Origin of the sequence: Burkholderia sp. CCA53, assembly GCF_001685525.1 — a bacterium.
Lineage (GTDB): Bacteria > Pseudomonadota > Gammaproteobacteria > Burkholderiales > Burkholderiaceae > Burkholderia > Burkholderia multivorans.
In genome coordinates, this window is the sequence record NZ_BDDJ01000002.1 from 2,020,197 (window position 1) to 2,044,787 (window position 24,591).

Annotated in this window: 25 protein-coding genes and 1 pseudogene; 4 read left to right on the top strand and 22 right to left on the bottom strand. The window is 67.9% G+C overall.

The window, feature by feature from the left end; genetic code table 11:
• Window positions 1-12 precede the first annotated feature (12 nt).
• The 14 genes and pseudogenes from BCR55_RS25260 to BCR55_RS25325 form a co-directional block, all read right to left on the bottom strand.
• Entirely contained in the window at window positions 13-339 is a 327-nt protein-coding gene (locus BCR55_RS25260) for a type 1 fimbrial protein (RefSeq protein WP_006403275.1), read from the bottom strand.
• 328 nt (window positions 340-667) lie between these two features.
• Window positions 668-922, bottom strand: a complete 255-nt coding sequence (locus tag BCR55_RS25265) for a GlsB/YeaQ/YmgE family stress response membrane protein (protein ID WP_065496417.1) — start codon at window positions 920-922, stop codon at window positions 668-670.
• Between the two features lie 117 nt (window positions 923-1,039).
• Complete coding sequence (locus BCR55_RS25270) at window positions 1,040-1,801, bottom strand: ABC transporter ATP-binding protein (RefSeq protein ID WP_006403280.1); 762 nt, start codon at window positions 1,799-1,801, stop codon at window positions 1,040-1,042.
• Window positions 1,798-2,703, bottom strand: a complete 906-nt coding sequence (locus BCR55_RS25275) for an ABC transporter ATP-binding protein (RefSeq protein WP_065496419.1) — start codon at window positions 2,701-2,703, stop codon at window positions 1,798-1,800. The genes BCR55_RS25270 and BCR55_RS25275 overlap by 4 nt, the downstream gene beginning before the upstream one ends.
• Before the next feature lies 1 nt (window position 2,704).
• Window positions 2,705-3,622 (bottom strand): nickel transporter permease, encoded by a 918-nt coding sequence (nikC, locus tag BCR55_RS25280; protein ID WP_065496421.1) that lies wholly within the window; start codon window positions 3,620-3,622, stop codon window positions 2,705-2,707.
• 63 nt (window positions 3,623-3,685) lie between these two features.
• Entirely contained in the window at window positions 3,686-4,756 is a 1,071-nt protein-coding gene (locus BCR55_RS25285; protein WP_006408454.1) for an ABC transporter permease, read from the bottom strand.
• Between the two features lie 10 nt (window positions 4,757-4,766).
• Complete coding sequence (locus tag BCR55_RS25290; protein WP_065496423.1) at window positions 4,767-6,368, bottom strand: ABC transporter substrate-binding protein; 1,602 nt, start codon at window positions 6,366-6,368, stop codon at window positions 4,767-4,769.
• Between the two features lie 55 nt (window positions 6,369-6,423).
• A complete protein-coding gene (gene ddpX / locus BCR55_RS25295) occupies window positions 6,424-6,987 on the bottom strand; it encodes a D-alanyl-D-alanine dipeptidase (RefSeq protein ID WP_065496425.1) in 564 nt (187 codons plus the stop codon).
• Window positions 6,988-7,003: 16 nt separating this feature from the next.
• Window positions 7,004-7,879, bottom strand: coding sequence for a sap1 transcriptional regulator SapR (sapR, locus tag BCR55_RS25300; protein ID WP_006403289.1), 876 nt, complete (start codon window positions 7,877-7,879; stop codon window positions 7,004-7,006).
• A gap of 348 nt (window positions 7,880-8,227) precedes the next feature.
• The gene (locus BCR55_RS25305; protein ID WP_059940487.1) at window positions 8,228-9,817 is read right to left on the bottom strand and encodes an ABC transporter substrate-binding protein; all 1,590 of its coding nucleotides are present in this window, start codon (window positions 9,815-9,817) and stop codon (window positions 8,228-8,230) included.
• 100 nt (window positions 9,818-9,917) lie between these two features.
• Complete coding sequence (locus BCR55_RS25310; protein WP_006396861.1) at window positions 9,918-10,250, bottom strand: sugar ABC transporter ATPase; 333 nt, start codon at window positions 10,248-10,250, stop codon at window positions 9,918-9,920.
• A gap of 255 nt (window positions 10,251-10,505) precedes the next feature.
• Window positions 10,506-10,834 (bottom strand): annotated as a pseudogene (locus tag BCR55_RS33605) (hypothetical protein).
• Between the two features lie 176 nt (window positions 10,835-11,010).
• Window positions 11,011-11,931, bottom strand: a complete 921-nt coding sequence (locus BCR55_RS25320; RefSeq protein ID WP_006410057.1) for a bestrophin family protein — start codon at window positions 11,929-11,931, stop codon at window positions 11,011-11,013.
• A 12-nt stretch (window positions 11,932-11,943) separates the two neighbouring features.
• Entirely contained in the window at window positions 11,944-14,268 is a 2,325-nt protein-coding gene (locus BCR55_RS25325) for an FdhF/YdeP family oxidoreductase (RefSeq protein ID WP_065496765.1), read from the bottom strand.
• Between the two features lie 152 nt (window positions 14,269-14,420).
• Here BCR55_RS25325 and BCR55_RS25330 point away from each other — a divergent pair, with 152 nt between their 5' ends.
• Window positions 14,421-15,842, top strand: a complete 1,422-nt coding sequence (locus BCR55_RS25330; RefSeq protein WP_065496430.1) for a PLP-dependent aminotransferase family protein — start codon at window positions 14,421-14,423, stop codon at window positions 15,840-15,842.
• Between the two features lie 25 nt (window positions 15,843-15,867).
• On the opposite strand, the gene BCR55_RS25335 is transcribed toward BCR55_RS25330, so the two are convergent.
• On the bottom strand, window positions 15,868-17,142 hold the full coding sequence (locus BCR55_RS25335) for a mechanosensitive ion channel family protein (protein WP_006403297.1): 1,275 nt from the start codon (window positions 17,140-17,142) through the stop codon (window positions 15,868-15,870).
• Between the two features lie 461 nt (window positions 17,143-17,603).
• On the opposite strand from BCR55_RS25335, the gene BCR55_RS33610 reads away from it, so the two are divergent.
• A complete protein-coding gene (locus BCR55_RS33610) occupies window positions 17,604-17,741 on the top strand; it encodes a hypothetical protein (RefSeq protein WP_254661860.1) in 138 nt (45 codons plus the stop codon).
• A gap of 58 nt (window positions 17,742-17,799) precedes the next feature.
• On the opposite strand, the gene BCR55_RS25345 is transcribed toward BCR55_RS33610, so the two are convergent.
• From BCR55_RS25345 to BCR55_RS33615, 6 genes are all read right to left on the bottom strand, one after another.
• Window positions 17,800-19,254, bottom strand: coding sequence for a DHA2 family efflux MFS transporter permease subunit (locus BCR55_RS25345; RefSeq protein WP_065496437.1), 1,455 nt, complete (start codon window positions 19,252-19,254; stop codon window positions 17,800-17,802).
• Window positions 19,251-19,814, bottom strand: coding sequence for an isochorismatase family protein (locus BCR55_RS25350; protein ID WP_006396870.1), 564 nt, complete (start codon window positions 19,812-19,814; stop codon window positions 19,251-19,253). The genes BCR55_RS25345 and BCR55_RS25350 overlap by 4 nt, the downstream gene beginning before the upstream one ends.
• Window positions 19,815-19,890: 76 nt before the next feature.
• Window positions 19,891-20,334, bottom strand: a complete 444-nt coding sequence (locus BCR55_RS25355) for a MarR family winged helix-turn-helix transcriptional regulator (protein WP_065496439.1) — start codon at window positions 20,332-20,334, stop codon at window positions 19,891-19,893.
• 190 nt (window positions 20,335-20,524) lie between these two features.
• Complete coding sequence (locus BCR55_RS25360; protein WP_035488102.1) at window positions 20,525-20,773, bottom strand: hypothetical protein; 249 nt, start codon at window positions 20,771-20,773, stop codon at window positions 20,525-20,527.
• A 41-nt stretch (window positions 20,774-20,814) separates the two neighbouring features.
• The gene (locus tag BCR55_RS25365; RefSeq protein WP_006403302.1) at window positions 20,815-21,909 is read right to left on the bottom strand and encodes a serine hydrolase; all 1,095 of its coding nucleotides are present in this window, start codon (window positions 21,907-21,909) and stop codon (window positions 20,815-20,817) included.
• A 240-nt stretch (window positions 21,910-22,149) separates the two neighbouring features.
• Window positions 22,150-22,431 carry a hypothetical protein gene (locus tag BCR55_RS33615; RefSeq protein WP_006410274.1) on the bottom strand — a complete coding sequence of 94 codons (282 nt, stop codon included), beginning with the start codon at window positions 22,429-22,431 and terminating at the stop codon, window positions 22,150-22,152.
• A 51-nt stretch (window positions 22,432-22,482) separates the two neighbouring features.
• Here BCR55_RS33615 and BCR55_RS25375 point away from each other — a divergent pair, with 51 nt between their 5' ends.
• A complete protein-coding gene (locus BCR55_RS25375) occupies window positions 22,483-23,370 on the top strand; it encodes a LysR family transcriptional regulator (RefSeq protein WP_006403304.1) in 888 nt (295 codons plus the stop codon).
• Window positions 23,371-23,457: 87 nt separating this feature from the next.
• The gene (locus BCR55_RS25380) at window positions 23,458-23,742 is read left to right on the top strand and encodes a hypothetical protein (RefSeq protein ID WP_012216881.1); all 285 of its coding nucleotides are present in this window, start codon (window positions 23,458-23,460) and stop codon (window positions 23,740-23,742) included.
• A 55-nt stretch (window positions 23,743-23,797) separates the two neighbouring features.
• On the opposite strand, the gene BCR55_RS25385 is transcribed toward BCR55_RS25380, so the two are convergent.
• Window positions 23,798-24,538 carry a transporter gene (locus BCR55_RS25385; RefSeq protein ID WP_006403306.1) on the bottom strand — a complete coding sequence of 247 codons (741 nt, stop codon included), beginning with the start codon at window positions 24,536-24,538 and terminating at the stop codon, window positions 23,798-23,800.
• Between the last annotated feature and the right edge of the window lie 53 nt (window positions 24,539-24,591).

The window sequence follows — 24,591 nt, forward strand, 5'->3', positions numbered from 1 at the left end:
GCGGCCGCCCGCTTACTGATACGTGACGATCGCGATCATCGGCGAGCGTTCGCCGCCCGGGCGCGTCGGTAAAGAGATTGCGCGCGACGCCTGCGTAAAGGTCGTCGTCCGTACCGGCTGCAACGTCGCCGCGTCGACGAACTCGATGCGGCCGGCCGTCGGACGCGGACAGTCGGGCCGCACGTGCGCGGCCGGCGCATCGAGCGCGAACGAGCACGGCGGCTCGACGATCATGCCGGAGAAATGGATGACGCCGGACGTCGCGCCGGCGAAAGACAGGGACGAGGCCAGAAGCGACGCACCCAGGACGAACGATGCGGCGGTCACGCGATGCTTCATGACAGGCTCCAGAGTGGCAGCGCATCGCGGCGGGGCCGCTCGGACGGCAGCCCGTCAACGCGGCGATGCTGAATACGTAAACGGCAACGGCATCGGACCTCTTGAGTGAAAAAGACGAAATCTTGAAACCGCACAAGCGGCGTGCGGCTGTTTCAATCAATGTAGACGGAATCGGCGCGTTCGCAAGTCGGGATCGTGCGGCGTCGCGTCGTGCACGAGCGGGTGTCCGGCGCGTGCGGTTGCGGGCGCAACGGCTGCCGGTCGCGGCAAAAAAAACGGCCGCTCGCAACGAGCGGCCGTACGGCATGCCGAAGCGGCGCGCCGGCGTTCAGGTCGCGCGCTTGCGCACCGCGCCGACGATCGCGAGCAGCACGATCGCGCCGATAATCGACGCGAGCCAGCCCGCGCCCTGACCGGGCGCATACCAGCCGGCGGCCCGGCCGACGTAGCCGGCAATCAGCGAGCCGACGATACCGACGATCGTCGTCATCAGCAGGCTCATCTTGTCGTCGCCCGGCTTGAGCGCACGGGCGAGGAGGCCGACGATCAGACCGACTACGAGGGTTTCGATGAATTGCAGCATGGATGCCTCCCTATCGCTGTTCAGCGGTTATCGAAACGGAATGGACCCGCGCGGCGCATCGGGGTTCCGTGCATCGGCGGCGGGCGCAGTATCGCATGCCGTTGCGTCGCCGGGATGTCAGGCGGCCGGCGCGAGGCGCCGATAGCCTTCGGTCGCCTGCAGCAGCGTGCGCGTGTAGTCGCGCGCGACGTGTCCGGCACGCACGTCCTCGATCCGCAGCTGTTCGACGATTGCACCGTGCTGCATCACCGCGACGCGCTGGCACAGGAAGCCGATCACCGCGAGATTGTGGCTGACGATGATCATCGTCAGGTTGCGTTCGCGATGCAGGCGCCGCAGCAGGTTCAGGATCTCGGCCTGCACGGAGACGTCGAGCGCGGACGTCGGCTCGTCGAGCAGCAGCACGCGCGGCTCGAGGATCAGCGCGCGTGCGATGGCGACGCGCTGTCGCTGGCCGCCCGACAGCTGATGCGGATAGCGGAAGCGGAACGCGGGGCCGAGCCCGACTTCGGACAGCGCACGCGCGATGCGTGCGTCGGCGTCGCCGATCCGATGGATCGACAGCGGCTCGCGCAGCGTCTGATCCACCGTGAAGCGCGGATGCAGCGACGCGTACGGATCCTGGAACACCATCTGCACGCGGCGGCGGAACGCGCGATCGGGCGTGCCGGCGATCGGCCGCCCGTCGATCGAGAGCCGGCCGGACGCGAGCGGAACGAGGCCGGTCAGCGCGCGCAGCAGCGTGGATTTGCCGGAGCCCGATTCGCCGACGAGGCCGAACACCTCGCCGTCGCGCACCGCGAAGCTCGCGTCGCGCACGGCGTCGACATGGCCCGTGCGAGTCGGAAAACGGATCGATGCGTGATCGACGTCGATCATCGTGCAGCCTCCTGTCGAATGGCGCGCGCGGGCGCGTCGAGCCATGCCGGATCGCGCTGCAGCACGGGCAGCTCGTCGGGCGGATTTGCGAGCGGCGGGTTGGCCGCGAGCAGCCCGCGCGTGTACGGATGTGTCGCATGCTGCAGATCGCGCGCGGCACAGGTCTCGACGACGCGTCCCGCGTACATCACGGCGACGCGATCGCAGAACGACATCACGAGCGGCAGGTCGTGGCTGATGAACATCAGCCCCGTGCCGTGCCGCGCGATCATCGCGTCGAGCACCGCGAGCACCTGCATCGACACGGCGACGTCGAGCGCGGACGTCGGCTCGTCGGCGATCAGCAGCCGAGGCCCCGTCGAGACCATCATCGCGATCATCACGCGCTGGCCCATCCCGCCGGACAGCTCGTGCGGATACGCGTCGGCCACCCGCTCGGGATCGCGGATCTGCACGGCCGCGAGCGCCTCGACGATCCGCTCGCGCAGCGCGCGGCCGCGCAGGCCCGGCTCGTGGCGCCGGAACGCTTCGCCCATCTGCTTCGCGACGGTCATCACGGGGTTCAGCGAATACTTCGGATCCTGCAGGATCATGCCCATCTGACTGCCGCACAGGCGCCGGCGCTCGCGCGGCGACATCGCGAGCAGGTCGTGGCCCGCGAAGCGCATCGTCCGTGCCGAGCAGCGCGCGGCGTCCGGCAGCAGCCCGAGCAGCGCGCGGCCCGTCAGCGACTTGCCGGACCCCGATTCGCCGACGATGCCGAGCCGCTCGCCGGGTGCGAGCGTCAGCGAGAGGTCGCGCACCGCGTCGATGACGGTACCGTCGTGGCCGCGAAAGCCGATTTGCAGGCCGTCGATCTCGCACAGCGGCGCGGCGGTTGCGACGGTGGAAGTGGTTTGCATGTCACGCTCCATGTCGCGGATCGAAGACGTCGCGCAGCCCGTCGCCGAGCAGGTTGAACGCGAGGCTCACGAGCAGGATCGCCGCGCCGGGCAGCGTCGCGACCCACCATGCGTCGAGCAGCACGTTGCGGCCCGACGCGACCATGAAGCCCCATTCGGGGCTCGGCGGCTGCGCGCCGAGGCCGAGGAAGCCGAGGCCGGCGACGGTCAGGATGATGCCGGCCATGTCGAGCGTCGCGCGCACGATCACGGACGACATGCACAGCGGCACGATGTAGCGCAGCAGGATGCGCGGTCCCGACGCGCCTTGCAGCCGCGCGGCATGAATGTAGTCGGCCTGCGCGATGCGGATCGTCTCGGCGCGCGCGAGCCGCGCATAGGCAGGCCACGCGGTGATCGAGATCGCGACGACCGCATTGACGACGCCCGGCCCGAGCGCTGCGGCAAACGCGAGTGCGAGCACGATCTTCGGGAACGCGAGCGCGATATCGGTGATGCGCATCAGCACGCTGTCGACGAAGCCGCCGCAATAGCCGGCCGTCGTGCCGATCGCCAGTCCGATCGGCACGACGATCGCGACGACGAGCAGCGCGATGCCGAGCGTGAGCCGCGACCCGCCGATCAGCCGGGACAGGATGTCGCGGCCGAGCTGGTCGGCGCCGAGCCAGTGCGACGGCGAGCCCGGCGGCAGCAGGCGATCGCCGAGCACCTGGCGCAGCGGATCGTGCGGCATGATCAGCGGGCCGACGATCGCCACGACGATCAGCGCGACGAGGATCGCGAGCCCGAACAGGTTGAGCGGATTCGTCGCGAAGCGGCGCCAGCGGCGATACGTGAGCCCGAGCGCGGCCTGCGAGCGCGACGCCGGCGCATCGGAAAGCAGCCACGCGCGCAGCGTGACACGGTCGGCATTCGTCATCGGTCGACCTTCGGAAGCGAGTGAAACGGAAGCAGCGGGGAAGCGGGCATGGCAAAGCGGTCCTTAGCGTGCACGCGGATCGAACACGCGGTAGAGCGCATCGGTCAGCAGGTTGACGGTGATGAACATCACGCCGATCACGAGCGTCGCGCCGAGCACCGCGTTCATGTCGGCATTCAGCAGCGCGCCCGTCAGGTATGAACCGAGGCCCGGCCACGCGAACACGATCTCGGTCAGCACCGAGCCTTCGAGCAGGTTGCTGTACGTGAGCGCGATCACGGTCAGCAGCGGCACCGCGATGTTGCCGAACGCGTGACGCCAGATCACGCGGCGCTCGGAGAGGCCCTTGGCACGCGCGGTGACGATGTATTCCTGGCTGAGCTGATCGAGCATGAACGAACGCGTCATCCGGCTCAGATACGCGACCGAGTAGTAGCCCAGGATCGCGGCCGGCAGCGCGATGTGCGAGAGCGCATTGCGCAACACGTCCCATTCGCCGGCGAGCACCGCGTCGATCAGCAGGCTGCCGGTGCGCGTGTCGACCATCCCGTCGTATACCGGATCGAGCCGGCCCGGCCCGGCGACCCAATGCAGCCGCGCATAAAACAGCAGCAGCCCCATCAGCCCGAGCCAGAACACCGGCACCGAATTGCCGATCAGCCCGATGAAGCGCGCGATGTGATCGATCGGCCGGTTGTGCTTCACCGCAGCCGCGACACCGAGCGGCACGCCGATCGCGATGCCGATCAGCGTCGCGATCGTCGCGAGTTCGAGCGTCGCGGGAAACACGCGCTTGATATCGTCGAGCACGGGGTTCGACGTCAGCAGCGAGACGCCGAAATTGCCGTGCAGCACGTCGCGCGCGTAGATCAGGAATTGCGTGACGAGCGGCTTGTCGAGTCCGAGCGCGATGCGCTCGGCCGCGTACGCTTCGGCCGACGCGCGATCGCCGAGGATCGCGAGCACCGGATCGATCGGCACCTTGCGGCCGATCACGAACGTCAGCGCGAGCAGCCCCGCGAACGTGACGGCGAGCGTGACGGCCCAGCGCAGCACGCGCAGCATCCAGCGGACGGCCGGACGCCGCGCGGGCAGCGTGCGGAGCGCTTCGAGAGTGGAGACGGGAGTCGACATGCGGCGGCCGTTACTGCTTCTTGAGGTTGCGGTAGGACACGAGATCGTTGATCGGTCCGACTTCGAGCCCGCTGACGCCGGGCCGCGTCGCGACCTGCGCGACCTTCTCGAACATGATCACGAACGGCGACTGCGCGAGCAGCTCCTTCTGCATCGCCTGATACAGCGCCGCGCGCTTGGCGGCGGTCGGTTCGGCGAGTGCCGCGTCGGTTTCCTTCGTCAGCTTCGGGATGTCCCAGCTGTTGCGCCAGGCGAGCATCTTGTACGGCGACTTGTCGCCGTTGTCGGGGTTCCATGTGAAGCCCTGCGCGTTGCTGTGCGGATCGATGTAGTCGGCCGACCATTCGCCGATATAGATGTCGTGCTGGCGCGCGCGGTATTTCGCGAGCGTCTGCTTGTTGTCGCCCGGAATCAGCTGCACCTTGATGCCCGCCTGCGCGAAGTTCGCCTGCACGGCCTGCGCGATCTCCGTGTACGGATAGTCGTTGCGCACGTCCATCGTCACCGAGAAACCGTTCGGCACCCCGGCTTTCGCGAGCAGCGCCTTCGCCTTCGCGACGTCCAGCTTGTACGGGTTCGTGTTCAGCGCGCCGAGGAAGCCTTCGGGCAGGAAGGTCTGATGCACCTTGTAGGTCGTCTTCACGACGTTGTGCTGGATCCCCGCATAGTCGACGAGCCATTTCAGCGCTTCCTGCACTTCGGGCTTCGCGAGCGTCGCGTTCTTCGTGTTCAGGCCGAGATAGAGCAGCGTCGCCTGCGGCGATGCCGTGACCTTCGCCTTGCCGGACTTCACGACGGCCGCGAGATCGTCGGGGCTCAGGTCTCGCGCGGCGTCGACGTCGCCGTTCTCGAGCAGCAGCCGCTGGCTGGCCGCCTCGGGCACGTGACGCAGCACGATGCGCTTCATCGCGAGCGGCAGGCGATAGCCGTCGAAGCGCTGCAGCACGATGCTGTCGCCGGCCGTCCACTTCGCGAGCTTGTAGGCGCCGGAGCCGGCCTCGTTGGTCTTCAGCCATGCGTTGCCGAAGTCGTTGCCCTGCTGGTGCGACAGCAGCAGCTTCCGGTCGACGACCGAGGCCGGCCAGGAACCGAGCACGTTCAGCACGAAGGTCGGCGCGTACTTGCGGTCGGTCGTGATCGATACCGTCTGGTCGTCGAGCTTCTTCACGTTCGCGGCCACGTTCGCCTTCGTCAAGCCGATGCCGGTCAGCACCGCGGCGGGGCCCTTGTCGAGCAGTACCGCGCGCTGGATCGACCAGACGACGTCGTCGGCCGTCAGCGCGTTGCCCGAGTGGAACTTCAGCCCGCTGCGCAGCTTGAACGTGTAGGTGAGGCCATCCGCGCTGACCGTCCACGACTGCGCGACGTCGCCGTTGAATTTCGACGGATCGCGCAGGTCGACGCGCACGAGCCGGTCGTAGGTGTTCGCGACGTATTCCTCGGGCACGAGCTCGTAGATCTCGGCCGGATCGAGCGTCATGAATTCGTCCAGCAGCGTGGCCATGACGAACATGTCCTTCGGGGTTTCCGCGCGTGCGGCCGAAAACGGTGCGGAGGTCAGTGCGGCGGCGAGCACGGCGGCGGTGACGAGCCGGGATGTCAGGGGTTTCATGGGCGCTCCATCTGTCGTTGATGTCGTTGAACGTGAACGGAAAGGGGGACGTGCGTCACATCAGGCGCCACGGGCCGCTGGCGTCGTTGTCGATCAGCGGCAGCGCGCGCGAGCCGGGCAGCTCGTAGTGCCACCATTCGCTGTCGATATGCGCGAAGCCGGCCGCATGCATCACGCCGAGCAGCAGCAGCCGGTTGCGCTGCACGGCCTCGGGCAGCCCCGCATGGAAGTGCCCGGATGCGGCCACCATCTCGTCGAAGCCGGTGCCCATGTCGAGCGGTTCGCCGTCGGTGCCGACGAGCGTCAGGTCGAGCGCCGTGCCGCGACTATGATTCGAGCCGCGGCCGAGATCGGCGACGAAGTTCGGGTCGGGCAGGAAGTCCCACAGCACCTGCTGCGCCTGCGGCGGCCGATACGCGTCGTAGATGCGCAGCGTGAAGCCGGCCTGCGCGGCGACGTCCACCGCGCGGCGCAGCGCCGCTTCGGCCGACGCGAGCAACAGGCAGTGCGCGCGGCGGTAGATCGGCTTGCCGGTCAGATTGCGCTCGGTCGCATAGACGAGGTCGATCTCGACGCGATGCGTGGCGGGCGTGATTTCGACGAGGCGGTGATCGTTCATCGGCAAATGGGTTCTCTCAGGATTCGAATTGATCGAAGGTGCGCTGCAATTCGCGGTTGCGCGCGACGCGCCGGTCGATGGCGGGGCCGAGACGGTCGACGACGGCCGTGATCAACAGGTTGAACAGGCACGTGAGCGGCGCGAGCGAATCCCAGAACTGGCCGACGTCGGTCTTGACCTGCAGCAGGTCGGCCGGCCAGTCGCGTGCCCACGGGCAATACAGATCGGTGACGAGCGCGAACGGCTGGCCGAGCTCGGCCGCCGTTTCGCAGTAGCGGCGCGCGGTGCGCGAATACGCACGCGTGTCGGTGACGATCGAGTACGGCCGCTCGAATTCGGAGTTCAGCGAATCGACGTACGAGCCGGACTGGCCGTCCGAATAGAACACGCGCGGGCGCAGATATTCGAGGTAGCTGCTGAATGCGTTGCTGATGCCGCGCGTCGACTGGATCCCGACGATGAACACCGCATCGGCATGCGCGATGCGGTCGGCGACCTGCGCGAACACCGGGCCTTCGGCCAGCCGGTACACGTGGCGGATCGCATCGAGCTCGCGTTCGAGCGACGAGGCGAGCGCGTTCTCGCCGCCTGCGTCGCCGCTCGGCGCGGTGCGCGCGATCCGGCGATATTCGTCGAGACGGTCGGTGATCATCCACGGGCGGTCGCTCGCGCCGCGCAGCTCGCGCTTCAGGTCGTCGAGATTGCGATAGCCGACGCTGCGCAGAAAGCGGCCGACCGAGATGCCGCTCGTGCCGGTCTGCTGCGCGATCTGGTCGGCCGTTTCGAGGCCGAGCCGGTCGACGTTCGCGAGCATGTAGCTCGCGATGCGCTTCGCGGTCGGCGTCAGCTCGGCAAAGCGCGATTCGACGGTACGGACGAACGTGCAAGCCATCGGATGTTAGATCGTTGTCGTTTGACATTGGAATGTCACGTATCTAACAAAGCCAAAAACATTCGCGCTAGTGGACAAAAACTATCGAGGGGCGGTGGCGATAGAGCGCGATCGAGGCGGTTAACCACGACGCCGGCGCAGGGGCCGAAGGCGTAGACGGCTGCTGTCGCGCGCGACGTCGGCCAGTGAGGAGGCGTCCGGCGGCGGCGACGACGACGACCGTCGCCGCCGCCGCGCCGAACGTGTATCCGCAGCGGGCAGTGTTAAACCGAACGACCGCCGCAACGGTACGCGACGCGGCCCGCCTGCGAGCGGCCGCGCCGATCCGCGCGAGCCGCGCCGCGCGCCTTACTTCGCGAGCGTGCGGTACGACACGAGATCGTTGATCGGCCCGATCTCCGGGCCCGTCACGCCCGGCCGCGTCGCGACCTGCACGACCTTCTCGAACATGATGACGAACGGCGAATTCGCGAGGACGGCCTTCTGCAGCGCCTCGTAGCGCTGCGCGCGTTTCGCGGGCGACGGCTCGACGAGCGCGGCCTCGGTGTCCTTCGTCAGCTGCGGAATGTCCCAGCTGTTGCGCCACGCGAGCATCTTCGTCTTCGCCTGATCCGAATTGTCCGGATTCCACGCGAAGCCGCGCGCGTTGCTGTTCGGGTCCATGTAGTCGGGCGACCATTCGCCGATGAAGATGTCGTGCTGGCGCGCACGGTACTTGCCGATCGCCTGCTTCGCATCGCCGGCGATCAGCTTCACGCGGATCCCGCCTTGCGCGAAGTTCGCCTGCAGCGCCTGCGCGATCTCGATGTACGGATAGTCGTTCGGCATGTCCATCGTCACGTCGAAGCCGTTCGGCAGCCCGGCCTTCGCGAGCAGCGCCTTCGCTTTCGCGACGTCCTGCTTGTAGGGCCGCGCGTTCAGCGTGCCCAGGAAGCCTTCCGGCAGGAAGGTTTGATGGACCTTGTACGTCGTGCTGACGATGTTGCGCTGGATGCCGTCGTAATCGACGAGCCACTTCATCGCCTGCTGCACGTCCGGCTTCGCGAGATTCGGATTCTTCGTGTTCAGGCTCAGATACAGCAGCGCGGACACCGGCCATGCGGCGACCTTGATCTTGCCGGCCTTCGTCAGCGCGGCGAGGCTGTCGGGGCTCAGATTGCGCGCGGCGTCGACGTCGCCGTTCTCGAGCAGCAGCCGCTGCGCCGATGCCTCCGGCACGTGGCGCAGCACGACGCGCTTCATCGGATACGGCGTGCGGTACTGATCGAAGCGCTGCAGCACGATGCTTTCGTTCGGCGTCCACTTGACGAGCCGGTACGGGCCGGAGCCCGCATCGTTGGTCTTCAGCCAGCCGCTGCCGAAGTCGTCGCCCTGCTGGTGCGACAGCAGCAGCTTCTTGTCGAGCACCGATGCCGGACACGCGCTCAGCACGTTCAGCACGAAGCTCGGCGCGTACGCACGGTCCGTCTCGAGCACGAAGGTTTGCGCGTCGAGCGCGCGTACTTTCTGCATGACGTTCGCCTTCGTCAGGCCGAGATCGGCGAGCACGCCGGCCGGCCCCTTGTCGAGCAGCACGGTGCGCTGCAGCGACCACGCGACGTCGTCGGCGGTCAAGGGATTGCCGGAGTGGAACGTGAGGCCGGGGCGCAGCTTGAAGGTGTAGGTGAGCCCGTCGGCGCCGACCGTCCACGACTGCGCGATCTGTCCGTTGAAGCGCGTCGGGTCTTTCAGGTCGACGCGCACGAGCCGTTCGTAGGTGTTCGCGACATACTCGGACGGCACGAGCTCGTAGATCTGGCTCGGATCGAGCGTCGTGAATTCGCCGAGCTGGGTGGCGACGACGAAGATGCCGGGCGGCGTCGCCGCGTCGGCCGGCAGCGCCGGAACGAGCGCGACGAGCGCGGCACTGACGAACAGCCGGGACAGCAGATGCTTCATGCGGGCTCCATCGGAAGGGAATCGTCGTGCGATTCTCTCATCGACTGCAGCCCGGACGAAAGTATTCGATGCCGCGCGTCTCGCGCCGGCACGGGCGCGCTCAGATCACGCAGCGCGCGATCGCGAAGCGCATCGCTTCTTCGGCAGGCTCGCTGCCGGAGCCGCGCACGACCTTGACGACCGAGCCGCTGCCCGACGGCGTCAGCGTGACGAAGTACGCGCGCGAACCGACCGTGATGTCGGTCACGCCGTTGTGCTGCGACTGTTCGGTGCTCGACAGGCGGTTGTCGAGACAGCTCGCGATCGCATGGGCAGGGCGCTGCGACGACACGTAGATCATCGGCGCCGCGCCGGACGCGGCCGAATCGGACGAAGGCGTCGAGCCGCAGGCGGCGAGCAGGGCGGCGGGCAGGAGCAGCAGGAATCGTTTCATGGTCGAATCGTCGTGTCTCTCGTGTCGAGGCTGGGGCGCGGGGAAGGCGAAACGCGAAGCTTCGCGACGAAACCGCGGCGCATTGCGTCGTTTTCGAAGCGCGACGCGCGCGGTTGACGACGAAGTATACCCGCGGCATCCGACACGGATGGCGAGCTGAAACGATTCGATACAACAAGCACCCGCTGCCGCATCGGGCAGCGGGTGTTCAGACGGTGGCGACTCGGCGCGGATCGATCGGTTTGTCGTGGACGCTTATTGACCGATCCTGTTGCTGACCGCATTTTCCTGCCGGTTCAGCACATGCTGTTCGCTCTTGGTGATGTGGCCGCGATCCTGCGCGGCCATGTCCCGCTCTTCCTGGCGGATTTGGCGGTCGTCACGGTGCAGGCGCGCGGCCTGTGCGTGCGACATCTCGCCCTCCCTCACTTCGCGATGGATGCGGCGATTCTGGTTCGCGAGGCGCTGGTCGACCTGTTCGCGGCGCGGATGCGCGTGCTGCCACGGCGTGTCGGCGAAAGCGGTGCCGGTCGCACCGACATCAGCGTGGCGGCGATCGCGAGAGGGCGGATAAGGGCTCGCATGATGTTTCTCCTGTCGTTGCGCATCCGGATCGTGGGCGCTTGACGAAAAAACGCGCGGCCGTCGCCGCCTGTTGACGCTCGAAATGTGTCGATTGCAAGCGTTTATTACGTCGGGTGATTGCCGGCCGGCGCCGGTGGCGCGGGCCGGCCCGGCGCAACGATCGCGCGGTGCCGTCTCAGCTGAGCCGATACGCCTTGACGGGCGTCACTTCCGCCGGCAGCGGCTCGCGGTTCAGTTCGAGCAGCGTGCGCTCGATCTGCCGCGCGATCGCATCGAGCGCGAGATGGTTGGGCCCGTCGCCGAACGGCTCGGCGATCGCATGCGCGATCGCGTCGAGCGCGATCAGCGTGTAGGCGACGAATACCGTGACGAACGGCGTCGCCGCGCCGATCGAATCGACGAGGCCGAACGGCAGCAGCACGCAGTATGCGTAGATCGTCCGATGCAGCAGCACGTCGTACGAGAACGGAATCGGCGTCGACGCGATGCGCTCGCAGCCGCTGACCATCGAGACGAGATCGTCGAGACGCGCATCGAGCATCCACAGCCGCGTCTCGGCGAGCCGGCCAGCGTCGGCGCGCGCCGCGAAGGCGGCGCGCAGCTCGTGCACGATCGCGACGGGACGAAACCGCGCGGCGGCGACGCGCGCGTGGGTCGCGTCGTCGAGCAGCGGGCGCAGATCGTCGGCCGGATCGGTGCCGCGCAACTGGTGCTTGAGCGCATAGACGAACGCGATGACGCGGCGCACGAACGCGCGCCGCTCATGCGCGTCGGCCGAAACCGCGCCGTAGCAGAGCGCCTGCGACGTCAGCGTGCGCGCGGCGGTCAGCACGCCGCCCCACAGCTGCCGCGCCTCCCGGTAGCGATCGTAGCTGGCGTTGTTGCGGAAGCCCGCGAAGATCGCGAGCGTCAGGCCGATCAGCGTAAATGGCGTCGGGTTCAGCGGCACCTTCTCGCCGAGCACGCGGCCGCCGCCCCAGACAGCGACCAGGCTGATGACGAGCGTCAGCACGAGCTGCGGCAGGATCGTCGGCAGCACCGAGCCGTTCCACACCAGCAGCATGCGCAGCCAGTGCTCGCGCGGACGCACGATCATCGCGGCACTCCGTCACGCGGCGACCGAGGTCGGCGCGGCGGCGCGATGCAGCAGCACCGGAATCGATTTCGAGGTCGGCGTGTTGCAGACGTCGCCGACGCTGTCGAGCGGCACGAGCGGATTCGTTTCCGGGTAGTACGCGCCGATGCAGCCGCGCGGAATGTCGTATTCGACGAGCAGGAAGCCGTTCGCGCGGCGCTCGATGCCGTCGTGCCACACGGTTTCGATGTCGACCCAGTCGCCCGCCTTCAGGCCGAGCATCGCGAGATCGTCGCGGTTCGCGAACACGACGCGACGCTGGCCGAACACGCCGCGATAGCGGTCGTCGAGCCCGTAGACGGTCGTGTTGTACTGGTCGTGCGAGCGCGTGGTCATCAGCGTCATCAGCCGCTCGCCGTGCAGGGCACGTGCGCGCTGGATCGGCGTGTCGGTCGGCAGCGCGTGCGCGATGAAGTTCGCCTTGCCGTTCGGCGTCAGCCACTCGCGGTCGCGCGATGCGACGCGCAAATGAAAGCCGCCAGGCCGCGCGATGCGCGCGTTGTAGTCGTAGAAGCCGTCGAGCGTCGCTTCGATCGCGTCGCGAATCTTCGCGTAGTCGTTCTTGTACGCGAGCCAGTCGACCTTGTCGCTGCCGAACAGCGCGTGGCCGATATGCGCGACGATCGCGGGCTCCGACATCAGGTTCGGCGACGCGGGCCGGTTCATCCCGTACGAGACGTGCACCATGCTCATCGAATCTTCGACGGTGACGCCTTGCGGCACGTTGTCCTGCAGGTCGACCTCGGTGCGACCGAGCGTCGGCAGGATCAGCGCGTCGCGGCCGTGGATCAGATGGCTGCGGTTCAGCTTCGTCGTGATGTGCACGGTCAGGTCGCAGCGGCGCATCCCTTCCCATGTGCGCGGCGTGTCGGGCGTCGCCATCGCGAAGTTGCCGCCGAGGCCGATCAGGACCTTCACGCGGCCGTCGAGCATCGCCTCGATCGTCTCGACGACGTCGTACCCGTGTTCGCGCGGCGGCTCGAAGTCGAACACGCGGCCGAGCCGTTCGAGGAACGACAGCGTCGGCTTTTCCTCGATGCCGACCGTGCGGTTGCCCTGCACGTTCGAATGGCCGCGCACGGGGCACAGCCCCGCGCCGGGCCGGCCGATGTTGCCGCGCATCAGCATCAGGTTCGTCAGCATCTGCACGGTCGCGACCGAATGCTTGTGCTGCGTGATCCCCATGCCCCACGTCGCGATCACGCGCTCGCTGCGCGCGTAAAGCTGCGCGAGCGCGTCGATCTGCTCGTACGGCACGCCGCTTTCGGCGGTCAGCGCGGCCCAGTTTTCGGCGCGCAGATCGTCGGCGAACGCGTCGAAGCCGGCCGTGTGCGCGTCGATGAACGCGGTGTCGAGCACGCGCGGTGCACCGGCGGCGCGCGCGGCGTCGTCGAGCTCGAGCACGCGTTTCGCGACGCCCTTGATCAGCGCGAAATCGCCGCCGATGGTCGGCTGGATGAACGTCGATGCGATCCGGGTGCCCGACATCGTCAGCATTTCAAGCGGGCTTTGCGGATCCGCGAAACGTTCGAGCCCGCGTTCCTTCAGCGGGTTGATCGACACGATCGTCGCGCCGCGCTTCGCGCATTCGCGCAGTTCGCCGAGCATCCGCGGATGGTTGGTGGCCGGGTTCTGGCCGAAGATCAGCAGCGTGTCCGCATGTTCGAAATCGTCGAGCGTGACCGTGCCCTTGCCGACGCCGACCGACGCCGGCAGCCCGCGGCTCGTCGCCTCGTGGCACATGTTCGAGCAGTCGGGGAAATTGTTCGTGCCATACCGCCGCACCAGCAGCTGATACAGGAACGCCGCTTCGTTGCTCGCGCGGCCCGACGTGTAGAACGCGGCCTGGTTCGGGTCCGGCAGTGCGCGCAGGTGGCGCGCAATCAGCGCGAACGCGTCGTCCCACGCGATCGGCACGTAGCGGTCGGTCTGCGCGTCGTACACCATCGGATCGGTGAGCCGGCCGTGCTGCTCGAGTTCGAAATCCGACTGTTCGAGCAGTTCGGTCACCGTGTGTTCGGCGAAGAACGCCGGCGTCACGCGCTTGCTCGTCGCTTCGGCCGCGACGGCCTTCACGCCGTTCTCGCAGAATTCGAAGGTCGATGCGTGCTGGCGATCGGGCCACGCGCAGCCGGGGCAGTCGAAGCCGTCCGGCTGGTTCTGGCGCAGCAGCGTGCGGTAGTTGCCGCCCGCGACCTTTTCCTTGATCAGGTTGATCGTGACGGCTTTCAGCGCGCCCCAGCCGGCGGCGGGGTGGGTGTACGGCTCGATGCGCGCGGTGGCGGATTTCTTTCTCATGATGCGTCTGTCGGGATCGATGCGTGCACAGTACGCGCGGCACCGCATGCGCTGTGTGTACACCTGTTCACTTCAAAAAAGAGTACAGTTGCGGCGATTCGCACAGTGCGCATCGCAGCTGTGTTGTCGAAGGCGGATTGAAAGGGAGGCGAGTGAAGCGTTATGAACGACTGGCCGACGATCTGCACGCGCAGATCGAACGAGGCGTTTATCGGCCCGGCGACCGGATTCCGTCGGTACGGCACGCGAGCCGCCAGTACCGGCTCAGCGTGACGACCGTGCTGCGCGCGTATCTGCTGCTCGAAAGCCGCGGCCTGATCGAAAGCCGGCCGCAGTCGGGCTATTTCGTACGCGCGCGTCTCGACGCGCCGGCGCAGGCCGAGCTGCATGCGTCGACGCCGGCGGCCGAGCCGTCAGCGGTCGACGTGAGCCGGCTCGTGCTGTCGACGCTGCGTTCGATCGCGCGCGACGATGCGGTGCCGCTCGGTTCGCCGTATCCCGACGCGTCGCAGTTTCCGGTGCAGCGGCTCGCGCGCTACGCGCAGGCGATCGGCCGGCGCCGCACGCGCTGGGGCGTGATCGACGATCTGCCGCCCGGCAACCAGGAACTGATCCGCCAGATCGCGCGCCGCTATGCGGAGCGCGGCGTCGTCGTCGAGCCGGGCGAGATCGTGATGACGATCGGCGCGACCGAAGCGATCAACCTGTGCCTGCAGGCGGTCGCGAAGCCGGGCGATACGATCGCGGTCGAATCGCCGACGTTCTACGCGATGCTGCACGCGATCGAGCGGCTGGGCATGCGCGCGCTCGAAGTCGCGACGCATCCGGTCGACGGCATCAATCTCGACGCGCTCGAACGGATCCTCGAACGCGAGCGCATCGCCGCCTGCATGGTGATGCCGAACTTCCAGAATCCGCTCGGCTTCCAGATGTCCGATGCACGCAAGCGCGCGCTCGTCGAAATGCTCGCGAAGCATGGCGTGCCGGCGATCGAGAGCGACGTCTATCACGAGCTGCACTACGGCGACGCGACGCCGAGCGCGCTGAAGTCGTTCGACCGCGACGGGCTCGTGCTGCATTGCGCGTCGTTTACGAAGAGCCTGTCGCCGCGCTACCGGATCGGCTGGGCGATGCCGGGCCGCTATCGCGACCAGGTCGAGAAGCTGAAATTCCTGAACACGCTCGCGACGCCTGCGATCGAGCAACTGGCGATCGCCGAATATCTGAAATACGACGGCTACGATTTCCATCTGCGGCGCATGCGCAAGCACTACGCGCAGCAGGCGAATCTGATGAGCTCGATGGTGCGGCGATTCTTCCCGGACGGCACGCGGCTGTCGCAGCCGCAGGGCGGCTACGTGCTGTGGGTCGAGCTGCCGCCGCAAGTCGATGCGATGAAGCTGTACGGGCTCGCGCTCGCGCAGCGGATCACGGTCGGGCCGGGCCACATGTTCTCGGCGGGCGCCGATTACCGGCACTTCATCCGGCTCAACTACAGCTATCCATGGTCGCGGCAGATGGAGGAGGCGCTGAAGGTGCTCGGGCGCCTCGCCGCCGAATGCGCGGCCGCGTGAGCACGCCGCGCGGCGCGGCTGTCCGCTATGCGGCGATCGCGGTTTCCGGGTCGTCGCTCGATTCGGCGGCGGCGCGGCGTGCATCGGCACGCATGGCACCCGTCATCTCGCGCATGTCGAATCCCGACGGATGCTGGTAGACGCGCAGCCCGAACTCCGGCAGCACCGCGATCAGATGGTCGAACAGATCCGACTGGATCGCTTCATAGTCGACCCACGTCGTCGTGTCGGTGAAGCAGTACAGCTCGAGCGGAATGCCCTCGGCGGTGAGCGGCAGCTGGCGCGCCATGCAGGTCATGTCGCGGCGGATGCGCGGATGCCACTGCAGATAGTTCGCGACGTATGCGCGAAACGTGCCGAGGTTCGTCAGCTGGCGGCGATTTGCCGGGCACTCGGCCGCCGCGCCGAGCGCGCCGTTCCATTGAGCGATCGCGTCGACCTTTTCGTCCAGATAGTCCTTCAGCAGCGTGAGCCGTTCGAGCCGCGCGATCTCGTCGTTCGTCAGAAAGCGCACGCTCGTCGCGTCGATGAACAGCGCGCGCTTGATCCGGCGGCCGCCCGCTTCGGTCATCCCGCGCCAGTTCTGGTAGCTCTCGGTGATGAGTTTCCAGGTCGGCACGGTGATGATCGTGTGATCGAAGTTCGCGACTTTCACGGTGTTCAGCGTGATGTCGATCACCGTGCCGTCCGCGCCGGCGGACGGCATCGTGATCCAGTCGCCGATTCGCAGCATGTCGTTCGACGACAGCTGCACGCCGGCGACGAGCCCGAGCAGCGTGTCCTTGAAGATCAGCATCAGCACCGCCGACATCGCCCCGATGCCGGACAGCAGCAGCCCGATCTGCTTGCCGGTCGCGTCGCCGATCACGACGAGCGCGGCCGTGATGAACATCACGAGCTTGACGAGCTGCATTGCGCCTTTCAGCGACAGGCGCGGCTGTTCGCGGCGCGTCGTGCGGTACGTATGCTCGAGCGCGGAGAGCGTCGCGCTGATCGTCATCGTGACGACGAACACGATCAGCGCGAACAGCACCTTGTCGGCGGCCTGCGCGGCGGCGTCCGGCAGGCCGGGCACCGCGCCGAGCCCGAGCTTGATCACGACGAACGGGACGATGCGGTTCAGCCACTTGAACGCGCCGAACTGGAACAGCGCATCGTCGATGCGCGTGGCCGAGCGCCGCGCGAGCCGCGCGACGACGCGAAACAGCAGGAAATGGACGGCCGCGGTGACGACGCCGGCGGCAGCGAGCAGGACGAGCGTGCCGACGAGCGGCGCAAACCAGGATTCATTCAAAGTCATAGCGGGTGGTGCGGTCCTTCTGTTGCATGGAATCGGCGCCGCGATGCGGCGCGTGCCCGCTGAAGGGCACTTGAAAGGGACAGCGATTGTGCCATCGGGTTCCGGAAGTGTGCTGCGACGGTCGCAGTCAGCGGCGACAGTCGCCGCGGCGGCCGTTCGATGCTTGTATGAGGCGCGACGCGTGCAACGGGCTCGCCCATCGTCGCCGCGCATGACGGATAGCCGTGCAAGCGTGGCGCCGCGCATACGCGTGCCGAGCGATTCTGGCGGCGCGCCGCAGGGTGGCGATGCGCGACATCGTCGCGGGCGTCTCGCCTCGCATCGACCGACATGCGGGACGTGCTCGGCTATGCGCGAATCGTCGGTATGCCGGCCGTCGCGGGCGGCTTCACGGTGGTGTTCCCGCGGCGCGCTGCCGCTGCCAGGAGCCGTGCGCACGCGCGCAAAGCCTTTCAGGATCGGTGCGGCCGCTGTCGCTGTGGTGTTTCGCCGGCCTGCTGTTCGCGCGCATGCTGCGCACCGAGCGGCAGTGGCGGCGCCTGAACGTCGGCCTCGGCCTGCTGCTCGTAGGGGCGATCGTGCCGATGTGGCTGCCGTAACGCGGTCGCGCCGTTCGTCGCCGCACAGGCGTGCGCGACGTGGTGCGACCCGGCGCGTTCAACGCGAGTCGTTTGACGCCGGTGCCGCGCGGCGGCCGCCTGCGCCGGCGGACCACAGCGGCAGGCGCAGCGCGGTGACGAAACTCGACGCGTGCAGCACGCACAGCAGGCCGAACGCCCAGGCGTAAGCGGTACCGTGCGCGTCGCCGCCCGCCGCGTGATCGACCCGCAGCCGCCATGCGAGAAACAGCGTGCAGAGCGTCGTCAACGTCGGCCCGCCGAGGCGCTGCACGATATTGAGCGACGTGGTCGCCATCGGCAGGTCGCGGCGTTCGACCGACGCATAAGCAGCCGTAATGGAAGGCGCGCCGATCGCGCTCTGTCCCATCCCGCGCAGGAATAGCGCGGGCACGAGCACGACGGGATCGTAGCCGCGCAGTGCGAGATAGACGAACGGCAGTGTCGCGAGCAGCGCGAGCATCGCGCCCGCGGCGGCGAGCCGCCGCACGCCGAAGCGGCCTGTCAGCGCGCCCATCGACGGATAGGTGACGAGCATGCCGAGTCCCATCGGCGCGAGCAGCCAGCCCATCTCGCTGGGCGAACGGCCGCACGCCTGGATCAGGAACACCGGGATCAGCATCTGGCCCGCGAACAGCGCGCCGTTCGACAGGAACTGCGTCGAGGCCGCCGCGCCGAACACCTTGCGGCGAAACAGCGCGAGATCGAGCAGCGCGCGATCGCCCTTGCGCGTTTCGACGCGCAGGAAGGCGACGAGCAGCAGCGCCGCGGCGACGAGTGCCACGATGCCGAGCGCCTCGCCGATGCGCTCGACGCCGTACAGCAACAGCACGAGCCCCGGCGACAACAGCGACAGCCCGATCCAGTCGAGCGCTCGCGGCTGCGTTTCTTCGCGATCGCCGGGCAGGAGCCAGGCAGCGAGCGCAAGCGCGAGCAGGCCGACCGGCAGGTTCACGAGAAACAGCCAGCGCCACGACATGTGCTGCAGGATCGCGCCCGCGACGACCGGGCCGAGGATCGGCGCGAGCAGCACGGGCACGGCCGCATAGCCGATCACGCGCGCCATCTGCTGGCCCGCGACGCGCGCGATCATCATCTGCGCCATCGGCGCGAGCAGTCCGCCGCTCATGCCTTGCAACGCGCGAAACGCGATCAGCGACGGCGCGGACCACGCGAGCCCGCAGAGCGCCGACGTCAGCGTGAACGCGGAGAAGCACCACAAGTACAGCGCCTTCGCGCCGATCCGGTCGACGAGCCAGCCGTTCAGCGGCAGCACCAGCGTCAGGGCGAGCAGATAGCCGCTCGTGACCCACTGGATCGTCGACAGGCTCGTGTGCAGATCCGTCGCGAGGCTCGACAGCGACACGTTGACGATCGTCGCGTCGAGCTGCGACAGCAGCGAGCCGAGCATCGCCACCGCGCTGACCTTCCAGATCGACGGATCGAGTCCGCCGCCCGCGCGGGCCGGCGCCGGTTGCGTACGTTCGTCGCTCACGCGCCGCGCCGGTCCAGCAGCGCGACGATGTCCTGCGTCGAACCCGTCTCACCGAGACGCGGGAACAGGCGCTCGACACTGTTCGCATGGGCGTCCGCGTTCAGATCAGTCATCGCGTCGACGGCGAGCGTCACGTTGTAGCCGAGTTCGTGCGCCTGCCGCGCGGTCGATTCGACGCCGATGCTCGTCGCGACGCCGGCCAGCACGATCTGCGTGACGCCGGCCGCCTTCAGGTAAGCGTCGAGATCGGTGCCGGTGAACGCGCCCCAGGTTTTTTTCGTGACGAGATGGTCGCCGGGCTGCCGGTCGAGTTCGGCGATGAGCTCGGTCCAGTCGGCCGGCAGCGCGTCGAGGCGAACCTGCTGCTGCGTGCGGCCCGGTGCGCCGCCCGCGACGTTGACGAGCACGACCGGCAGGCCGCGGCTGCGGAATGCGTCGAGCAGTTCGCGCGTGCGTTCGATCACGCCGCCGACCGGATGCGCGGTGGGCAGCGCGACGATGCCTTTCTGCAGGTCGATGACGACCAGCGCCGTGTTTGTGTCGAGACGGGTTGCGCTCATGATGGGGACTCCATGGAACGGACGGGGAACGGGAAGGGCGCGCGAACGGATGCGGCGGCATCGCCGCGCGCGTGGCTCACTTGTCGCCGATCCGCCTGATCAGCGGGATCGCAGCGGCGAGCGTGCGGATTTCTTCGGGATCGAGTCGCTCGATCGCGGCGCCGAGCCAGCGGTGCTTCGCGGCGCTGCGCTTGCGGCGCGCCTCGCGGCCGGCCGCGGTCAGCAGGAACAGGATCTGGCGACCGTCGGTCGGATGCGGCTCGCGTTCGACGAGACCTTCCTCTTCGAGACTCGCGAGGATCGCCTTCATCGATTGCGGCTTCATCGACTCGGCGCGGGCGAGATCGGCGGTCGTCATCGGGCCGTTCGATTCGAGCCGCGCGAGCGCGCTCGTCTGCGACATGCCGAGCCCGTCGGACGCGACTTCCGAGCGCAGCCGGCGGATCAGCTGTCCGACGGCGAGCGTCAGCTCGGTGGCAACGGCATCGGCGGCGAGGTTCGGTTTGCGTGCGGCGTTCATGAGGCGGATCTTAGGACAAGACAGTTAGACTTGCAAGTTTAACTGTCGAATTATCGACGATGCAGCGCGATGCGCGTCGCGACGAAAGCAGGCGGCAGACAGGCGGGTTCGGGAATTGAAGCGGTCAGGGGGCGGCCGGACATCGATCCATCGATGACTGCAACGACAGCGGGCGGGCGCCGCGATGCGCTCAGCCGGATTTACCGTCGCGATCGGGCGGCGCGATGGGCACGACCTCGCTGTTTCCCGGCGTGGCGGCTTCATGCAGCAGATCGCCGAGATACTGCGCGAGTTCGTCGGCGGCGAGCGTGGGCGGAATATGCAGGTCGGCCGGGCGTCGCTTGCCTTCGACGCCGAGATCGAACACGGCCCAGCCGTCGCTTCGGCGGACGACGGCGAGACGGCGTCCGAATGCGTTGAAGCGGTATTCGTCCGGCATCGCATTGCTCCCGAAGATGAATGCGCCGGCTGCCTGCACGTTTACTGAATCGAGCAGGCCAGCCAGCGATGGATCCTGATCGCGTCGCTCGAGACGCCGGCGCGCGTCGGTGCGCCGAGCAGCACGACGGTCGTGCGGCGACCTTTCACGCGCATGCGCATCACGACGCCGTGACCCGATTCGTTGATGAAGCCGGTTTTCTGCAGGCGGATCGGCAGGCGGCGATAGCGGACGAGCGGATCGGAATTCACATACAGCAGTTCGCCGTCGCCGGGGCGCACGGTCGTGGACCTGTCGGTCGAGAAGTAGCGGATCAGCGGATCCTGTGCGGCCGCGTCGACGAGCCGTGCGAGATCCTCGGCCGTCGACACGTTGTGCGGGGACAACCCGGTCGGTTCCCTGAAATGTGTATGGCGCATGCCGAGCCGGCGCGCTTCACGATTCATCGCCTTGACGAAGGCGGCGCGGCCGCCCGGATAGTCGCGGCTCAACGCGGCGGCCGCGCGGTTCTCCGACGACATCAGCGCGATATGGAACATGTCGCGGCGCGACAGCTCCGAGCCGACCTGCAGGCGCGAACCGGTGAACTTGATCGTGTCGCGATCGTTCGCGGTGACGCGCAGCACGCCGTTCAGCGGTCGATCGGCATCGCGCGCGACGACGGCCGTCATCAGTTTCGAGATCGACGCGATCGGTCGCACCGTGCGCGCATTCCGGGCCAGCAGCGGCGTGCCGGAATCGACGTCGAGCACGTAGGCCGCGCGCGAATGGAGCGATCGGACCGCACGCGGGTTGTACCCGCAGCTCGCCAGCAGGCGCGGTTTCGCGGCGGGATGCGGACGGGCCGCCGTCGTGCGTTTCGCGCGACGCTGCTGCGGAGCCGGTGCCGCGTGGCGCTTGATTGCGTGGTGCTTCACGCGCGGGCGGCGATGCTTGACGGCCTTTTTCTTGCGCTGGACAGGTTTTTTCTTGACCGTTTTCTTGACGGCTTTCGCATGCGGCACGGCATGCGCCGCGCGCTGGGGCGGGTGGCGTTGCGCCGACGATGCGTTCGTCGCGAACGCGAACGTCAGGATCGACAACGCGATGAGCAGGGTGGTCCGGGCGAGAGGCAGGCGCGCGATGAGGCCGGTCAAGCGAAAAGCTCCTTTTCACGCGCGACGACGCAGCGTGGCATGGTTGAGCGGTCAGGGGAGCGGAAAATTATACGGTCGATCGCGGCGCGATGACGATGGACAGCGGGAAAAGGAGGCGATTTTTCGCAGAGATCGGGCGTTTTTACTGCCGTGCGGAGGACGAGGGCGGCGCAATGCGGGCGAATACGCGCGCGCTATGGAGACGCGCGACGCGATCGTGGCGCGATCGCGCGCCCGGCCTTAACGCGGCCAGTTGCGCCGCGACACGATCGCGAAGCTGACCGCAATCGATCCCGTCACGATGCGCGGTCGTGCCTCGTCCGGTGGCGCGTCGTCTAGGCGAAAGCGGCCGCGGCGTCCGTCGGCGCGCCGGGCTTCGCGCGCGGGCGCCGGCACATCGGGTGCGATCGCACATTCGTTCGCGACGATCGGCTCACACGACTCGTCGTTCGGGCACGCGGACGCAGGATGAAAGGTCATGACGGGATAGTCCGGAAAGGGATTGCCTCCATTGAACGCCATGTCATTCAATCAGTAAAATGAATATTTCGATCGTTTCGATTCCCTACAAGAATGGAACTGAAGCTGCTGAGAACGTTTCTGACCGTCACCGAGCAGAGCCATTTCAGTCGGGCGGCCGATGTGCTGCATATGAGCCAGCCGGCACTGAGCAAGCAGATCGGCGCGCTCGAAGCGAGCCTCGGCGGCAAGCTGTTCGAGCGCGGGCGGCATGGTGCCGAACTCACACCGTTCGGCGAGCGCTTCCTGCCCGATGCACAGGCGCTCGTGCGCGATGCCGACGAGATCGTTGCGCGCGCAAGGGAAGCGGCGAGCGGACAGCGTGGCCATCTGCGGCTCGGTATCTGCCTGTCGGTGCTGACGCTGGTGCCGCGGCTCGTGGCGGAGTTCCGGCGGCTGAATCCCGGCATCGCGGTGACGCTGAGCGACCTGTCGTCGGCCGAGCAGACGCGCCGCCTGCGCGCGGGCAAGCTCGACGCCGGTTTTCTGCGGCTGCCGGCCGACGACGGATTGTCGTCGTGCCGCGTGATCGACGAGTCGCTCGCGCTCGCGGTGCCGCCGCAGCTCGGCTTCAAGCGCGTGCCGGCCGATCTCGACGTGCTGAACGAACTCGGCTTCATCGCGTTGCAGCGCGCACGCGGGGCCGGGCTCGCCGCGCAGATCGATCGATGGTGCATGGCGCGCCGTTTCGTGCCGCATGTGACGCAGCAGGCGGAGGACGTGCAGTCGGTGCTGACGTCGGTGGCGGCCGGTGTCGGCGTCGCGTTCATCCCGTCGGGCGCGCAGTATCTGCTGCGCGACGCGACGGTGCTGCCGCTCGACGGCCGCGACGCGAAATGGCGTGTCGGGCTCGCGTGGGTATCCGAGCGCGACGATCCCGTGACGACGCGTTTCGTCACGTTCATGCGCGCTGCGATCCAGCCGCCGCGCGGCCGCGTATGAACGAAGCGGTATAGTGTGCGCGACCGGCGCGAACCGGCCGGTCGCTTGCCGAACGACTTTGCCGGCCGCGCCGCCGGTCTCGAACCGATGACCTCCGAATCCGACGACACCCCGCTCGACCCCGCATTCGTCGCGACGCTCGCGACGCTCAACGATGCCGCCGCCGATCCGTCCGGCAAGCGATGGTCGCTGCCGAAGATCGCGAAGCGCGCGCAATTGCCGATGAGCACGCTGCGCCGCGTGCTCACGCAGCTCGACGCGGCCGGCCTGACGGCGACCGACGTACACGACGACGGCACCGGCAGCGCCGCGCTGACCGACGAAGGGCGCGCGGTGTGCGCGCAGCTGTTCGGCGCGAACGACGCGCAATGAAGAGGCGTGCCGCACGCGCGGCGCGCGTGCGGCACGGTGATGCATCGCGCGCGCGTCACCAGCGAGCGGTCACGCCGGCCATCACCGCGTGATCGGTCTGGTCGTTCAGCCCGCGTCGATAGCCGACGTCGACATCGAGCCAGGGCGTCGGCGAATAGATCGCGCCGGCGATCGCGAACGCAGGATTCGCACCCGCGCCACGCGTCGGATTGCGCGACGTGCCGACGTCGAGCGCGAGTTGCAGCCGGTCGGTCGCATGGTAGATGGCCGCGCCGGACACGGCCCAGATCGACGCGAGATCGTGCTCGCGCGTCGGCTGATACGTGAGGCCGGCGTTCGCGAGGAACGAGAACCGCGCGACGTCGAACTGCGCGAGCAACGTGGTGCCCGCGCCGAGCCGGTCCGTGCCGAGGCCGCGCCGGCCGTTACCGACCGGCACCGTGAACTTCGGTTTCAACGCGAGCGTAAGCGGCCCGCGCTCGACGAAGCGCCATTTCATCCCGATTTCGACGTCGCCAAAACCGGACCCGCTGTCGTCGGTGCGCGTCTCGAGGTTCGTATACGGCGCGTTCACGTACACATCGACGCGCTCGCCGAAGCCGCGCGTGAGCGTCGCGTTCCACAGTTGCCGGTAGCCGGTGTCGGGCTGCCGCGGCGTCTGCTCGGCATTCAGTTCGAACTGCCAGTTCCCGTTGCCCTGCGTGCCGGTATCGTCGCTGACGAGCGGATGCGCGGCCATCGCGCCGAGCGGTGTGAGCAGCGCGCCCGCGGCCGCGTACGGAAGAATTCTTTTCATTGGATCACCTGTCGGGTGGGGCGGCCGGCGCGCGCCGGCCGCATCGATGCGCG

Excerpts from the sequence above, each read along its gene's own strand:
- BCR55_RS25260 (WP_006403275.1), bottom strand. The coding sequence starts at position 339 with ATGAAGCATCGCGTGACCGCCGCATCGTTCGTCCTGGGTGCGTCGCTT.
- BCR55_RS25265 (WP_065496417.1), bottom strand. The coding sequence starts at position 922 with ATGCTGCAATTCATCGAAACCCTCGTAGTCGGTCTGATCGTCGGCCTC.
- BCR55_RS25270 (WP_006403280.1), bottom strand. The coding sequence starts at position 1,801 with ATGATCGACGTCGATCACGCATCGATCCGTTTTCCGACTCGCACGGGC.
- BCR55_RS25275 (WP_065496419.1), bottom strand. The coding sequence starts at position 2,703 with ATGCAAACCACTTCCACCGTCGCAACCGCCGCGCCGCTGTGCGAGATC.
- nikC (WP_065496421.1), bottom strand. The coding sequence starts at position 3,622 with ATGACGAATGCCGACCGTGTCACGCTGCGCGCGTGGCTGCTTTCCGAT.
- BCR55_RS25285 (WP_006408454.1), bottom strand. The coding sequence starts at position 4,756 with ATGTCGACTCCCGTCTCCACTCTCGAAGCGCTCCGCACGCTGCCCGCG.
- BCR55_RS25290 (WP_065496423.1), bottom strand. The coding sequence starts at position 6,368 with ATGAAACCCCTGACATCCCGGCTCGTCACCGCCGCCGTGCTCGCCGCC.
- ddpX (WP_065496425.1), bottom strand. The coding sequence starts at position 6,987 with ATGAACGATCACCGCCTCGTCGAAATCACGCCCGCCACGCATCGCGTC.
- sapR (WP_006403289.1), bottom strand. The coding sequence starts at position 7,879 with ATGGCTTGCACGTTCGTCCGTACCGTCGAATCGCGCTTTGCCGAGCTG.
- BCR55_RS25305 (WP_059940487.1), bottom strand. The coding sequence starts at position 9,817 with ATGAAGCATCTGCTGTCCCGGCTGTTCGTCAGTGCCGCGCTCGTCGCG.
- BCR55_RS25310 (WP_006396861.1), bottom strand. The coding sequence starts at position 10,250 with ATGAAACGATTCCTGCTGCTCCTGCCCGCCGCCCTGCTCGCCGCCTGC.
- BCR55_RS25320 (WP_006410057.1), bottom strand. The coding sequence starts at position 11,931 with ATGATCGTGCGTCCGCGCGAGCACTGGCTGCGCATGCTGCTGGTGTGG.
- BCR55_RS25325 (WP_065496765.1), bottom strand. The coding sequence starts at position 14,268 with ATGAGAAAGAAATCCGCCACCGCGCGCATCGAGCCGTACACCCACCCC.
- BCR55_RS25335 (WP_006403297.1), bottom strand. The coding sequence starts at position 17,142 with ATGACTTTGAATGAATCCTGGTTTGCGCCGCTCGTCGGCACGCTCGTC.
- BCR55_RS25350 (WP_006396870.1), bottom strand. The coding sequence starts at position 19,814 with ATGAGCGCAACCCGTCTCGACACAAACACGGCGCTGGTCGTCATCGAC.
- BCR55_RS25355 (WP_065496439.1), bottom strand. The coding sequence starts at position 20,334 with ATGAACGCCGCACGCAAACCGAACCTCGCCGCCGATGCCGTTGCCACC.
- BCR55_RS25360 (WP_035488102.1), bottom strand. The coding sequence starts at position 20,773 with ATGCCGGACGAATACCGCTTCAACGCATTCGGACGCCGTCTCGCCGTC.
- BCR55_RS33615 (WP_006410274.1), bottom strand. The coding sequence starts at position 22,431 with ATGGCGTTCAATGGAGGCAATCCCTTTCCGGACTATCCCGTCATGACC.
- BCR55_RS25375 (WP_006403304.1), top strand. The coding sequence starts at position 22,483 with ATGGAACTGAAGCTGCTGAGAACGTTTCTGACCGTCACCGAGCAGAGC.
- BCR55_RS25380 (WP_012216881.1), top strand. The coding sequence starts at position 23,458 with ATGACCTCCGAATCCGACGACACCCCGCTCGACCCCGCATTCGTCGCG.
- BCR55_RS25385 (WP_006403306.1), bottom strand. The coding sequence starts at position 24,538 with ATGAAAAGAATTCTTCCGTACGCGGCCGCGGGCGCGCTGCTCACACCG.